This window comes from Lentzea jiangxiensis, assembly GCF_900104175.1.
GTDB classification, from domain to species: Bacteria; Actinomycetota; Actinomycetes; order Mycobacteriales; family Pseudonocardiaceae; genus Lentzea; species Lentzea jiangxiensis.
Genome location: NZ_FNIX01000001.1, coordinates 22,932 through 35,571, shown reverse-complemented (window position 1 = coordinate 35,571; position 12,640 = coordinate 22,932). Strand labels below are relative to the sequence as shown.

General features: G+C 69.0%; 16 protein-coding genes and 3 tRNA genes. 8 read left to right on the top strand and 11 right to left on the bottom strand.

From position 1 onward, the window contains the following. Positions 1–153: 153 nt before the first annotated feature. Positions 154–1,596: a MocR-like transcription factor YczR gene (gene yczR / locus BLQ91_RS00215; protein ID WP_090094550.1), complete on the bottom strand. Its 1,443-nt coding sequence runs from the start codon at positions 1,594–1,596 to the stop codon at positions 154–156. A gap of 61 nt (positions 1,597–1,657) precedes the next feature. On the opposite strand from yczR, the gene yczE reads away from it, so the two are divergent. Further along, positions 1,658–2,311 carry a membrane protein YczE gene (yczE, locus tag BLQ91_RS00210; protein ID WP_090094549.1) on the top strand — a complete coding sequence of 218 codons (654 nt, stop codon included), beginning with the start codon at positions 1,658–1,660 and terminating at the stop codon, positions 2,309–2,311. Here the strand turns inward: yczE and BLQ91_RS00205 are convergent. Further along, the gene (locus BLQ91_RS00205) at positions 2,262–2,789 is read right to left on the bottom strand and encodes a Clp protease N-terminal domain-containing protein (RefSeq protein ID WP_245732903.1); all 528 of its coding nucleotides are present in this window, start codon (positions 2,787–2,789) and stop codon (positions 2,262–2,264) included. The two genes, yczE and BLQ91_RS00205, sit on opposite strands and share 50 nt — an antisense overlap. Further along, positions 2,786–2,995, bottom strand: coding sequence for a helix-turn-helix domain-containing protein (locus BLQ91_RS00200; RefSeq protein WP_090094548.1), 210 nt, complete (start codon positions 2,993–2,995; stop codon positions 2,786–2,788). Before BLQ91_RS00200 ends, BLQ91_RS00205 begins: the two co-directional genes overlap by 4 nt. A 61-nt stretch (positions 2,996–3,056) precedes the next feature. Here BLQ91_RS00200 and BLQ91_RS00195 point away from each other — a divergent pair, with 61 nt between their 5' ends. After that, positions 3,057–3,767, top strand: a complete 711-nt coding sequence (locus tag BLQ91_RS00195; RefSeq protein WP_245732901.1) for a protein phosphatase 2C domain-containing protein — start codon at positions 3,057–3,059, stop codon at positions 3,765–3,767. Positions 3,768–3,813: 46 nt separating this feature from the next. Here the strand turns inward: BLQ91_RS00195 and BLQ91_RS00190 are convergent. From BLQ91_RS00190 to BLQ91_RS00170, 5 genes are all read right to left on the bottom strand, one after another. Beyond that, positions 3,814–3,887: transfer RNA gene (locus BLQ91_RS00190), tRNA-Phe, on the bottom strand. Between the two features lie 14 nt (positions 3,888–3,901). Further along, positions 3,902–3,975 (bottom strand) — tRNA-Asp (locus BLQ91_RS00185). A gap of 38 nt (positions 3,976–4,013) precedes the next feature. Continuing rightward, a tRNA-Glu gene (locus BLQ91_RS00180) sits at positions 4,014–4,086 on the bottom strand. A gap of 149 nt (positions 4,087–4,235) precedes the next feature. Continuing rightward, entirely contained in the window at positions 4,236–4,865 is a 630-nt protein-coding gene (locus tag BLQ91_RS00175; RefSeq protein WP_090094547.1) for a ScbR family autoregulator-binding transcription factor, read from the bottom strand. 125 nt (positions 4,866–4,990) lie between these two features. Beyond that, on the bottom strand, positions 4,991–5,236 hold the full coding sequence (locus BLQ91_RS00170) for a hypothetical protein (RefSeq protein WP_090095876.1): 246 nt from the start codon (positions 5,234–5,236) through the stop codon (positions 4,991–4,993). A 153-nt stretch (positions 5,237–5,389) separates the two neighbouring features. On the opposite strand from BLQ91_RS00170, the gene BLQ91_RS00165 reads away from it, so the two are divergent. The 4 genes from BLQ91_RS00165 to BLQ91_RS00150 all read left to right on the top strand — a co-directional run bounded on the left by BLQ91_RS00165 (position 5,390) and on the right by BLQ91_RS00150 (position 8,640). Continuing rightward, positions 5,390–5,653, top strand: a complete 264-nt coding sequence (locus BLQ91_RS00165) for a hypothetical protein (RefSeq protein WP_090094546.1) — start codon at positions 5,390–5,392, stop codon at positions 5,651–5,653. 55 nt (positions 5,654–5,708) lie between these two features. Beyond that, positions 5,709–5,915: a heavy-metal-associated domain-containing protein gene (locus tag BLQ91_RS00160; RefSeq protein ID WP_090094545.1), complete on the top strand. Its 207-nt coding sequence runs from the start codon at positions 5,709–5,711 to the stop codon at positions 5,913–5,915. Then, a complete protein-coding gene (locus BLQ91_RS00155; protein ID WP_090094544.1) occupies positions 5,912–8,095 on the top strand; it encodes a heavy metal translocating P-type ATPase in 2,184 nt (727 codons plus the stop codon). The genes BLQ91_RS00160 and BLQ91_RS00155 overlap by 4 nt, the downstream gene beginning before the upstream one ends. Before the next feature lie 242 nt (positions 8,096–8,337). Further along, a complete protein-coding gene (locus BLQ91_RS00150) occupies positions 8,338–8,640 on the top strand; it encodes a hypothetical protein (protein ID WP_090094543.1) in 303 nt (100 codons plus the stop codon). A gap of 94 nt (positions 8,641–8,734) precedes the next feature. Here the strand turns inward: BLQ91_RS00150 and BLQ91_RS00145 are convergent, their stop codons facing one another. Then, positions 8,735–8,938, bottom strand: coding sequence for a cold-shock protein (locus BLQ91_RS00145; protein ID WP_030477903.1), 204 nt, complete (start codon positions 8,936–8,938; stop codon positions 8,735–8,737). A gap of 324 nt (positions 8,939–9,262) precedes the next feature. Here BLQ91_RS00145 and BLQ91_RS00140 point away from each other — a divergent pair, with 324 nt between their 5' ends. Next, positions 9,263–10,435: a L,D-transpeptidase gene (locus BLQ91_RS00140; protein WP_245732899.1), complete on the top strand. Its 1,173-nt coding sequence runs from the start codon at positions 9,263–9,265 to the stop codon at positions 10,433–10,435. Here the strand turns inward: BLQ91_RS00140 and BLQ91_RS00135 are convergent. After that, a complete protein-coding gene (locus BLQ91_RS00135; RefSeq protein WP_090095875.1) occupies positions 10,432–11,247 on the bottom strand; it encodes a glutamate ABC transporter substrate-binding protein in 816 nt (271 codons plus the stop codon). The two genes, BLQ91_RS00140 and BLQ91_RS00135, sit on opposite strands and share 4 nt — an antisense overlap. A gap of 82 nt (positions 11,248–11,329) precedes the next feature. Beyond that, the gene (locus BLQ91_RS00130; protein WP_090095874.1) at positions 11,330–12,142 is read right to left on the bottom strand and encodes an oxygenase MpaB family protein; all 813 of its coding nucleotides are present in this window, start codon (positions 12,140–12,142) and stop codon (positions 11,330–11,332) included. Between BLQ91_RS00130 and BLQ91_RS00125 the strand changes: the two genes are divergently transcribed. Next, positions 12,141–12,587, top strand: coding sequence for a PPOX class F420-dependent oxidoreductase (locus tag BLQ91_RS00125; RefSeq protein WP_245732897.1), 447 nt, complete (start codon positions 12,141–12,143; stop codon positions 12,585–12,587). The two genes, BLQ91_RS00130 and BLQ91_RS00125, sit on opposite strands and share 2 nt — an antisense overlap. Positions 12,588–12,640 lie beyond the last annotated feature (53 nt).

The following is a 12,640-nucleotide window of genomic DNA, read 5'->3' as shown; positions in this document are numbered from 1 at the left end:
GTCCGAGTGCCGCGCTGCCCCCGCAGTCTCGGACCACACGGGAAACCTGCGGCCGGGGGACGTCAATCCCTGGGACGTTCCCCGCCGCAGGCCTCTCGTTGGCAAGTTCGTCGGCCCGGTCTCCACCGCTGCGGGAGACCGGGCCGACGTGTCTCACGCGACGGGCAGCGACAGGTCGGCGCCCGCCGCAAACCCCGCACCGGCAACGGAAGCAGCCACTACACCCAAACGACCTATCGCCTCGCGCAGCACTTCGGGTGGCTGCGTGTACGGCACTCGGAGCATTTGCTCGCACCCCCCGTGCACCGCGAACCGGGGACCGGGGACGAGCCGCAGGCCGTGGTTCTGCGCGACCACCGCGACACGGGTGCTGAGCGGCCCGTCGAGCGTGCACCAGATGCCGAGCCCACCGGCCGGCACGTCGAAGCTCCACTGTGGACAATGCTCGCGCAACGCAGCGACCGCCACGTCCCGCTGCGCCCGCGCCTCCTCGCGCCGTTGCCGCAGAACCGTTTCCGGTGACTCGAGCAACGCGGCCAGCACCAGCTGCTCGAACACCGGCGTTCCCAGGTCGATCGCGGCCCGCGTCGACAGCAGGCGGTGCACCAGCTCCGCGGACGCCCTGATCCAGCCGATCCTCAGCCCACCCCAGTGCGACTTGCTCGCGGACCCCAGCGTCACCACGGAGTCGCCGCCGAACGCGGCCAGCGGCGGCGGCGCCGGGGAGTCGTCCAGCGCGAGCTCGACCAGGGTCTCGTCGACGACCGAGGGGGTGCGCGTCCTGCGCAGCACGGCCGAGAGCTGCTCCCGCGTCTCGGACGACATGCGCAGTCCGGTGGGGTTCTGGAAGTCCGGGATCAGGTAGGCCAGCCGGGGGCCCGCCTGCCGCAACGCCGCCTCGAACCCGTCGACGTCCCAGCCGTCCGCCAGCATCGGCACGGGCACCGGGACGCCGAACGACGCCCGCACCGCCTCCAGCGCGTTGGGGTAGCTCGGCTGCTCCACCAGCACCCGGTCACCCGGTCCGGCGAAGAGCCGCAGCACCAGCGCCCACGCGTGCTGCGCGCCCGAGGTCACCACGACCTGGTCGGGCGAGGTCGGCAGGCCCCTGGCGGTGTACCGGTCGGCGATCCGCTGCCGCAGGACCGGCAGCCCTCGTTCGTCGTAGCCGTGGGACGCGAGGTGCTCCGGCATCTGGCCCATCGCGAGCTCCATGGCCAGCCGCACCGACGGCAGCGCGGGAGGCGCGGCGCGGGACAGGTCGATCATCCCGTCGTCGGCGACACCGGTGATGCCGCCACCGCCGGACCCGACGGGTCCGTTGATCCACGACCCCGCCCCGCGCCGGGACTCCACGACCCCTTCGGCCCGCAACTGGTCCAGGGCGGCGGAAATGGTGGTGCGGCTCACGGGCAGCGCCTCGGTCAGCTCGCGCTCGGACGGCAACCGCGTCCCGACCGGCAGCCGTCCGTCCGCGACCAGCAGTTTCAGCGCCGCGACGAGGTCCACGACGCACTGCCTCGGCCCGCCGCGACGCCACTCACCGAGCAGCCGTGCGAGGCGGGCACCGGATATACGTCCACCTGGTGGGAGCATGAAGCCAATTATGACGAATTGGCTATGGATTACCAGGCCAATCTAGGCGCAACATGGCCACATGGCCTCCACGACCGCACTCCACCAGGTCTCCGTCCGGATCTCACCCGCCCGCCGTCTCCCTCAGCTCTTCGCAGGGCTGTGGCTCTACGGCGCGAGCATGGCGTTGCAGATCCGCGCGACGCTCGGCCTGAACCCGTGGGACGTGCTGCACGAGGGCCTCACGAAACTCACCGGTCTGAGCTTCGGCCTGATCACCGCCATCACCGGTGTGCTGGTGCTCCTGGCGTGGATCCCTCTCCGGCAGAAGCCCGGCGTCGGCACGATCGCGAACGTCGCGCTCATCGCGATCAGCGTCGACGTGACGCTCGCGATCCTGCCGGCACCGGAGGGACTCCTGCCCAGGATCGTGTTCCTGACCCTGGGCATCGTCCTCAACGCCGTGGCGTTCGCCGCGTACGTCGGCTCCCGGCTCGGACCGGGCCCGCGCGACGGCCTGGTCACCGGGTTCTGCCGCCGCACCGGCCTCTCCCTGCGCCTCACGCGGACCGCGCTCGAGGTGCTCGTGCTCGGCACCGGCTGGCTGCTCGGCGGCACGGTCGGCATCGGCACGGTCCTCTACGCGCTCGGCATCGGCCCGCTCGCGCAGCTGTTCCTGCCCGCGCTCACCTGGCGCGAGCGCTCACGGCCCGCTTGCGGATCTCCGCGTACGTGACGTCCCGCTCGTTCAGCACCTCGGCCACGATTCCCCCGCCCTGCAGCAGGGCCAGCAAGACGTGCTCCACGCCCAGGTAGTTGTGGCCGAGGTCGCGGGACTCGCGCAACGAGTTCTCGAGCGCCTTCTTGAAGTCCGGTTCGAGCGGCATGCCGAACCACCGCCGGCGCGGACCCGGCCGCAGCACACCCCTGCCGAGCGACTGCTCGACCGAGTCGATCACCCGGTCGACGTCGATCCCCAGTCCCCGCAACGCTTCCGCGTCGGCCTTGGTCAGCCCGCCCTTGCGCCGGTACTCCCGGAACGCCGCCTCCAGCTCGCCGCGCGGCAGGTCGAACCCGGCCAGCACCGGCGCGTCGAGCAGCGCGAGCAGCAGGTGCTCCACACCGACCTCGGCCGCGTGCACCTCCTCCGCCTCCCGCACCGCGGCCTTGACCGCCTCACGGGCTTCCTTGGTGAACCGCTCCGCGATCATCATCGACCCCCGTGCTTCTTGTGGACCGCTTGGCGGGAGACCCCGAGCTCCGCCGCGATGTCCTGCCACGACCACCCCTGTGCCCGCGCACTGCGGACCTGGGCGGACTCCAGGTGTTCCAGCAGTCGCCGCAACGCGCTGACGGCCCGCAACCCGACCTTCGGGTCGCGATCCCCAGCCGCTGTGGCGAGATCCGTCGCTTCTGTCATGCTGTCAACGTACGTTGACAATCACGATTCGTCAACCGAGGTTGACACGTACGGTGGGCTGGTGAAGATCGAGACCGCCGAGCAGGGTGCTCCGGGACGAGTCACCGAGGACCGGATCAGGGTCCTGCCCAACGCCGTCGTCGTCCTCGACGGCGTGACGTCGCGAACGAGGCCGCCGGATCGCAACGGGGGTTGGTACGCGGCGAAGCTCGCCGACGAGCTGGCCCGCCTGATCAACGACGTCGACCCGCTGACCGACACCCTCTCCCGAGCCATCTCGAACCTCGTGGAGGAGCACGGCCTCGTCGTCGACGACTCCCCTTCGTCGACCGCGGCGGTCGTGCGCTGGAACGACGACACCGTCGACGCGCTCGTGCTGTGCGACACCCCGGTAGTCGCGTTCGGACGGTCCACACGGGTGCTCGAGGACACGCGGCTCGAAGACCTCCGGCCCGACCCCGACATCCTCCGCTGGAAGAACAGGACCGGCGGCTACTGGGTCGCGGAGGCAGATCCGGAGGCGGGACACCAGGCCCTGACCGCCTCCTGGCCCCGCGCGAAGATCACGAGTGTGATCGCCCTCACAGACGGTGTCTCCTGTGGAGTGTCGGAGTACGGGCTCTTCGAGTGGGAGGCCCTCGCGGAAATGCCGCTGGGCGAAGTGCTGGACCGAATCCGCGAAGCGGAGCGCGGTGATTCGGAGCACAAGCGATGGCCGCGCTTCAAAACTCACGACGACCAGGCGATCGCCCGAATCAGCTTCACCGCATGACGAAAGAAGCCCCGCAGAGTTCTGCGGGGCTTCTTTCGAAGAAGGATGGCCAGGGGCGGGGTCGAACCGCCGACCTACCGCTTTTCAGGCGGTCGCTCGTACCAACTGAGCTACCTGGCCATGAGAAAAGAAAGCGACCCAGACGGGACTCGAACCCGCGACCTTCGCCGTGACAGGGCGACGCGCTAACCAACTGCGCCACTGGGCCTTGCTCTTGCAGATCGTACAGTACTGCATTTTACTGCGTGCCCCCAACGGGATTCGAACCCGCGCGACCGCCTTGAAAGGGCGGGATCCTAGGCCGCTAGATGATGGGGACTAGCTGGTCTCTGGAAGCATCGTAAGCATATGCCATAGGTCCGCGCACCTCCAAAACGGGGGTCCTACTTATGCGCTGACCTGCTCAAACCTGCTCTGAGGCCGGATCGGCCAGATCAACAAACGCCTGTTCAGGGCCTGTCGGGCCGTTCACGCGGGTTCGGACGCAGTTTGTGATCCAGGCAACTCCCAGTCCCCAGACGCGACGCAGGGCAGCACGTGGCCCAGGACTTCGCGGATCCGCTGGGGGAAGTCCGCGCACGCCGTCGTCGCCGAGGAGATCAACCGCGAGCCGAGGGCCGCGCTGCACAACGTCCGCGCGACGGACTCGGGATCGACACCCGCACGGAGGTCTCCCCGTTCCGCCGCCTCGAACAGGTACCCGGCGACGAGCTTCTCCCACAGGACGTGCGTGCCGGGGACGCCGGGACAACCGGCCTCGCGATCGGCGTTGAGCCGGACGCCGGCGCGCAGCACGACGTCGGCGGACATCCGGTCGGCGGATTCGGCGAACATCCCGCACAGGGCGCTCAACGGGTCGGCGCCGCGTTCGCGCCACGACTCCCGCATCCGGGCCCACGTCTCGCCCTGCCGCTCGACGAGGGCGTCCGCGACCGCTTCTTTGGAGGAGAAGTGGAAGTAGAAGGCGCCCTTGGTCAACCCGGCGCGCGCGAGCACGGCGGTCAGCGACGTGCGCTCGTAGCCGAGCCGGTCGAACTCCTCCGCGGCGGCGTGGAGGATCGCCTCCCGCGTCGCGACCGCCCGGTCCTGCTGGGGCATGGGCTCAGGTTAGCCGTTGCCGCTAAAGAGACCCGTGGGTATGTTTCGAGATGCGGCCCTGTCCCGCAGGCGCGCTCCGGGGGGTGCACGCCTGGAGTCAGGGCCGCATTCGCGTACCCATCACCTCACCGCTGCACCGGAGGCGTCGCGCCGTCCTCGCCCGGTGAGAGGCCCAGCATGTCGAGCAGCATCCGGCAGTCCTCGGTGCCGAGGGCGCTCCGCGCGACCGCGAGCCTCGCCCGGTGGACCTGTTCGTCGGAGATCCGCGAGGGTTCTCCGCTGCGCTGGGCCGGCACGCTCGGCCCGCCCTGCCGCGACATGCCGTCGTCCTGCGTGAACAGGAACTTCCGAACTTCCAATGACCCGCTCATGAGCACCCTCCCCGACTTGAGGTTGGCGCGAGGCTAAGCGACCTGGGACAACGGCCGCAGCCCCCCGCAGAGTGATTCCACCGACACCCAGCGTCACTTTCCGTACAGGTGCGGCGGCTGCCTCGTGGGGGAGCGACAAGGGATGATGGACCGATGACCGACCCCACGCCGCAGCCTTCCCCCGAACCAGAGGGCCAAAACGCGTCCCAGCCGGCTCCTCCGCAGGTCGACCAGGAGGAGATCCTCAAAGCGATCAGCGGCATCGACGTGAGCGCGATCGAAGCCGACATCGAGTCCGCCTTCGGATCCCGGATGGCGGAGCTCGACAAGATGCTCGAGGGCCTCGACGAACTGGTCAACAAGATCGAGAGCGACATCCAGAACCTGGACCAGCCCAAACCCGAGAGTCCTCAGTAGCTCCTTTACCCCAGGGGGGTATAGACTCGGAGCCCCGTACAGAGAAAGGGCTCTCATGTCCGTCACTGCCACCTACACCGTCACCGGCATGACCTGCGGCCACTGCGTCAGCTCGGTCACCGAGGAGCTGGGCGAGGTCGCCGGCGTCACGGGCGTCGACGTCGTCCTGGAGACCGGCGCGGTGACCGTCACCAGCGACCGCGAGCTCGCCCGCGACGAGGTCGTCGCCGCCGTGACCGAGGCCGGGTACCAGGTCGCATGACCACCACCGAGCCTCGCCACGTCGAGCTCAGCATCAGCGGCATGACGTGCGCTTCCTGTGCGAACCGCGTCGAGCGCAAGCTGAACAAGCTCGACGGCGTCTCCGCCACCGTGAACTACGCGACCGAGAGGGCCAGCGTTCAGTTCCCGGGAACCCTGCAGGTGGGCGACCTCGTGTCGACCGTGCGGGCGGCGGGCTACGACGCCGAGGAGCCGCAGCCGGAGGCTCCCGAAGCGGACGAGGCCGGTGAGCTGCGGCTGAGGGTCGTCCTCGCCGCGGCGCTCGGCGTGCCGGTGATCGCGTTCTCGATGGTCCCGGCGTGGCAGTTCCCGACCTGGCAATGGGTGTCGCTGGCGTTGGCGAGCGTTGTCGTGTGGGTGTGCGGCTGGCCGTTCCACCGCGCGGCCGCCGTCAACGCACGGCACGGCGCCAGCACCATGGACACCCTCGTGTCGATGGGCGTCACGGTCTCGTACCTGTGGTCGCTCTACGCGTTGGTGTTCGGCGAGGCCGGGACGATCGGCATGCGGCACGAGTTCAGCCTCCTGCCGCGCCCGACCACCTCCGGCGACATCTACCTCGAGGTCGCGGTCGGCGTGACCGTGTTCCTGCTGCTCGGCCGCTGGCTGGAAGCACGGTCGAAGCGCAGCGCGGGCGCGGCGCTGAGGGCGCTGCTCGCACTCGGCGCCAAGGACGTGGCGGTGCTGCGCGACGGTGTGGAGACCCGCGTGCCGATCGGCCACCTCCGGGCCGGCGAACGGTTCGTGGTCCGTCCGGGTGAGCGCATCGCCACGGACGGCGCAGTGGTCGACGGCAGCTCGGCCGTGGACCGCTCGATGGTCACCGGGGAGTCGGTGCCGGTCGAGGTCCGCGCGGGCGACTCCGTGGTCGGCGGGACGGTCAACGCGGGCGGGCGGCTGGTCGTCGAGGCCACCTCCGTCGGCGCGGACACCCAGCTCGCCAGGATGGCCCGGCTGGTCGAGCAGGCCCAGGCGGGCAAGGCCGAGGTGCAGCGGCTGGCGGACCGGGTCTCCGCGGTCTTCGTCCCCGTCGTGGTGCTGATCGCGCTGGCGTCGTTCGGCGCGTGGCTGCTGGCCGGACGTCCCGTGGAGTTCGCGGTGACGACCGCCGTGGCCGTGCTCGTGATCGCGTGTCCGTGCGCGCTCGGCCTCGCGACGCCGACGGCGTTGCTCGTGGGCACCGGCCGCGGCGCCCAGCTCGGCATCCTCGTGAAGGGTCCTGAGGTGCTGGAGTCGACGCGCCGGGTCGACACGGTCGTGCTGGACAAGACCGGCACGGTGACGACGGGCCGGCTGACGCTGGTCGACGTCGTTGCGGCGGACGGCCTGGCGCGCGACGAGGTGCTGCGGTTCGCGGCGGCCGTCGAGAACGCGTCCGAGCACCCGATCGCGGCGGCGGTCGTGCGCGAGGCCGGAGACCTGCCGCCGGTGTCGGACTTCGTCTCCACGGACGGCGTGGGCGTCAGCGGTGTCGTGGAGGGGCGGCGTGTCAGCGTCGGCCGGGTGCGGGACGTCTCCCTCCCCCGGGAGCTGACCGAGGCCGCAGTTGCACACACAACTCGAACCGTTGTCGCGGTTTCCTTTGATGACAAGGTTGTCGGCATCATCGCCGTGTCCGACGTCGTGAAACCGACGTCCGCACAGGCGATTCGCTCGCTGCGTGAGCTGGGCCTGCGCCCGGTCCTGCTGACCGGCGACAACGCCGCGGTGGCCGCCGAGGTCGCAGCCGAGGTGGGCATCGACGAGGTGATCGCCGAGGTCCTGCCGGCCGAGAAGGTCGCCGCGGTCCGGAATCTCCAGGCACAGGGCCGAGTTGTGGCCGTGGTCGGCGACGGCGTGAACGACGCCCCGGCGCTCGCGGCCGCTGACCTGGGGCTGGCCGTCGGAACCGGGACCGACGTGGCGATCGAGGCGAGCGACCTGACCCTGGTGCGCGGCGACCTGCGGGTGGCGGCGGACGCCATCCGGTTGTCCCGCAAGACTTTGGGCACCATCAAGGGGAACCTCTTCTGGGCGTTCGCCTACAACGTCGCTGGACTTCCGCTCGCGGCGCTGGGACTGCTGAACCCCATGATCGCGGGGGCCGCGATGGCCTTCAGCAGCGTGTTCGTTGTTACCAACAGCTTGCGACTACGGGGTTTCCGGTCAACGGTGGCCTAAGAACTTCGGGGCGAACTCTCCCCAAGGCACCGTGCGCGTGCAACAATCCAAAAGCTGACACACCCCCGGTCAGCGCCTGTGGAGATCCCCTCCGGCCCCCGCGTTCCTCCCCCTGGCGCGGGGGCCTCTCCGCGTCTCGGTCCCGAGTCGGAGAGTCACTCCGGCACGGGTCTCGTCCACACCTCGGGGTGACCCGGCTCACAGGTGTTCTGCTTCCGTGACCGAGCCGTTATCGTGTCCCGGTGCCTATCGGATCCCTTGGACGCTCCAAGTCCGGCCGTCACCGCCCCGCGGACGAACCGCAGGCGGAGACGCTGCCCGACGAGGAGCTGACCTCTTACCTGGCGGCCCTGGCCCCGGACGCGGACAACGAGACCACCGCGTCGGGCTTCGGCAGCGCTCAGGTGTACCAGCTGCGGTTGCAGCTCATGGCCAACGAACAGCTCAAGGAGCTCGCCGCGGAGCGCCAGACGTCCCCGCAGGCGCTCGCCACGGAGTGGGTCATGCAGCGCCTGGAGTGGGAAGCGCGTCAGCGCGGCCAATAGACCGGCGCGGTGCACGAGCAGGAGCGAAGAAGGACCCTCGACCGAGCCCGGTCGAGGGTCCTTCTCACGTACGGCAGTTGCGGCGTCTTGCTGATCAGACCGCGCGGACGTTCTGGGCCTGCGGGCCCTTGGTGCCCTGGCCGACCTCGAACTCCACTCGCTGGTTCTCCTCCAGGGTGCGGAAGCCCTGACCCTGGATCTCCGAGTAGTGGACGAAGACGTCAGCGCCGCCGTTGTCCTGGGCGATGAAGCCGAAGCCCTTTTCGGAGTTGAACCACTTGACAGTGCCCTGTGCCATGAACCTGCCTCCATCGCAGGAAAGCTTGGGGCTGCACCGTGCAACCCCGGCCGTCCCGGGGGCGTTCGGCGGACTCGCTGAGAGCGCACCGCACGCCCGCGTGTCGTTCCGCGAGCGTGTGAAGCACGAACACAGAAACCACGGCCTGCGCGGGTCAGCCTAACGTGTGATTGGTCATAGCACTACTGGTCATTACTGGCCGGTTCACTGCTTCAACAGGGGTAAAGCCGCTGGTCCGAGCGGGTGATCGCAATGTCCGACGCAACGTGTTCCACCCCCTGCGCGTCTTCTCTGCGTTGTTCGAGGGGATCTTGGGGAGAGCACGTGATCCGGCCACTGGTTTTGGCTTTGCTGCTGGGGATGACCGCCTGCAGCGCCGCACCTGACGCACCTCCGGGTGCCTCGTCGGCGACCGCGCCGGTCGAGCAGGAGAAGGGGAAGGCGGCGCTGACCGTCACGCCGGCGTCGGGTGAGGGGATCAGCCCGGCTGGACCTTTCCAGGTCGCGGTGACGGGAGGTTCGCTCACCGCCGTGGCACTGACGGGCGCGGACAACCGGGTGGTCAAGGGGGAGCTGACCGCGGACCGGTGGGTCGCCACCGAAGACCTGGGCTACGACAAGGTCTACACGTGGTCCGGCTCGGCGAAGGGCCAGGACGGCGCGGAGGTGCCGGTCAGCGGATCGTTCCGCACGGTCAAGCCCAGCAAGCTGATCAGCGCGAAGCTGAACGTCGGCGACAACCAGACCTACGGCGTCGCGATGCCGCTGAAGGTGACCTTCAGCGCGCCGGTGGCTGACAAGGCGTCGGTCCAGAAGGCCATGGCGGTCAGGACCTCCGTGCCCACCGAGGGCGCGTGGGCCTGGCTGTCCGACACCGAGGCGCACTGGCGGCCGAAGGAGTACTGGAAGCCGGGCACCGAGGTCTTCCTCGACGTCAACGTCCACGGCGTGCCGTTCGGCGGGGGCGCGTTCGGCAAGAGCGACGTGCACGCGCAGTTCAAGATCGCGGACCGCGCGCTGGTGGCCAAGGCGAACACGCAGACCAAGCGGTTCGAGATCTACCGCGACGGCGTGCTGCTGCACGACTTCCCGGCGTCCTACGGCATGGAGGACGACCCGCGCGCCGTCAGCCGCTCCGGCATCCACGTGGTGCAGCAGAAGGAAGCCTCGCGGTTGATGACCAACAGGACGTTCGACTACGAGAACATCCCGGTCACCTGGGCCGTGCTGATCTCCCAGAACGGCGAGTTCGTGCACGAGAACACCGGCACGGTCGCCAAGCAGGGCAAGGAGAACGTGTCGCACGGGTGCGCGAACCTGTCCGGCCCCAACGCCAAGACCTTCTACGACCTGACGATGGTCGGTGACCCGGTCGAGGTCACCGGCTCGACGATCCAGCTCGGCGCGGCCGACCCGAGCGGTGTCGCTCCCGGCGACTACTGGGAGTGGACGATCGACTGGGCGACCTGGACCAGCAAGTCCGCCGCGACGCCCTAGGACTTCTCGGTGATGGTGGGTGGCTGCGGGATCTCGTACCCCGACGGACCGACGTTGCGTTCGAGGGCCCGCTTCCACTCACCGCTCGAAATCATCTTCTCGATGGCCTTGTTGACGGCGTCGCGCGACTCGTCGTCCCCCTTGGGAACCCCGATGCCGTAGCGCTCCTTGGAGAACGTCTCGCCGACGAGCTTGAGCAGCTCGGGGTTCTCCGCGGCGAACCCGGCGAGGATGACCTCGTCGGTCGTGACGGCGTCGACGTTGCCCGCCATCAGCGCGACCACGCAGTCGGAGTACTGGCCGTACTCGACGATCTGCACGTTCTGCGCGAAGTCCGTCTTCACCTTCTGCGCGGACGTGGAGCCCTTGACCGAGCACAGCTTGCGGCCGTTCATGGTCTCCGGCCCCTGGATGGCGGCTTCGGTGTAGCGCACCAGCATGCCCTGGCCCGTCTCGAAGTACGGGCCGGCGAAGGCGACCTTCTCCTTGCGCGCGTCGGTGATGGAGTACGAGGCGACGATCAGGTCGGCCTCGCCGCTCTCCAGCATCGCCTCCCGGGCCGCACCGCGGGCTTCCTTGAAGGTGATGTCGGTGTCCTTCACCCCGAGCTCGTTCGCCACGTACTTGGCGACGTCCACGTCGAAGCCGACGTAGCGGCCGTCGAGCCGCCGCTGGCTCAGGCCCGGCTGGTCGTAGCGGATGCCGATGGTCAGCTTCCCGGAATCAGCACGTCCGATGACTGTGCTGGCGTCTCCGCTCCCACAGGCGGAGGCGAACACCGCAACGGCAGTCAGGAGCGCGGCACGACGGATCACGACAGGCCTTCCGGGGGTGGTCAGGATTCGTGCGCAATGCTACGGATCTGCGGCGATGATCAACTGTGACGTATGACAACTACGGAAGCCTCGACCTGCTCGGCGTCACATGCTTCCCGTGCCGCTCGATCGCACGCTTCAGATGACCGGGAGGAGCGAGCCTCCTGATCCTGCCCGGCACCAAAAGCGCAGCTCGGCGCATGATCTTGAGCCACAGGTCCGCATGCGCGTAAGGCTTGCGGCCGTGCAGTTCCAGGGCCCAATCGGGCAGCACGGAGTAGGCCAGGTGGCCCACCAGGGCGCGGTAGAGCGGGAGGCCGTGCCGGACGAAACCCCGCACCGGTGGGCCGTGCAAGAAGGTGTAGATCACATCGGAATCGGTCGTTCGTGCCAAAACAGGACGCATCCGCTCGAAGTACGCGTCCATCTGGCGGCGCGTTCCCGGTACTTCATCCGGGTGCAATCCGACCAAAGCCGCGGCGGATCGCTGCTCGGCGTAGTAAAGGTCCTTCTGCCGGTCCGACAATCCGTACCCCGCCCGGTTGAGAACTGTTTCGAAGCAGTAAACCTCCGAGCAATGCACCCACAACAACAGCTCGGGTTCGTCGACGCGGAACGACCTGCCGTCGACGACGCCGCGGAGGCTGCGGTGCGTGGCGCGGACCCGTGCCGAGGCGGTGGCGATCTCCTCGTCGGTGCCGTAGACGCCGAGTCCGACGAAGTCCGCGGTGCGCTTGAGCCTGCCGAGCGGGTCGGCCTGGAAGTTCGAGTTCTGCACGACACCGGCGACCGCCCTGGGGTGCAGCGCCTGGAGGTAGAGGCTCGCGATCCCGGCGATCCACATCGTCGGGTCGGCGTGCATCTGCCAGCTCACGGAATTGGGATCGGGCATGCGGACATCGTCCCGCCTCGCCAGGATGAAGACCATGGACCTGGACCAGGCACGGGAAGTGCTCCGCAGCCAGCACCGAGCGGTGTTCTGCGCGCTGAAGCCGGACGGGGCGCCGTCGATGTCACCGGTGCTCGTCGCGCTGGACGACAACGGCGACGCGCTCGTCTCCACGCGAGCCACGGCGTACAAGACGAAGCAGGTCCAGCAGAACCCGCAGGTGTCGCTGTGCGTGCTGCCGGACAGCTTCTTCGGCCGCTGGATCCAGATCAACGGCACCGCGACCGTGGTCGAGCTGCCCGAGGCGATGGACCTGCTGGTCGAGTACTACCGGACGATCTCCGGCGAGCACTCCGACTGGAACGGCTACCGGGCCGCCATGGAGCGCGAGCAGCGGGTCGTCCTGCGCATCTCGCTGACCAGCGCGGGCCCGAACAAGACCGGTTGACGATGAATCGGTAACACCGTTAGCGGGCGCAACGATTCCACGGGGACGGCGGC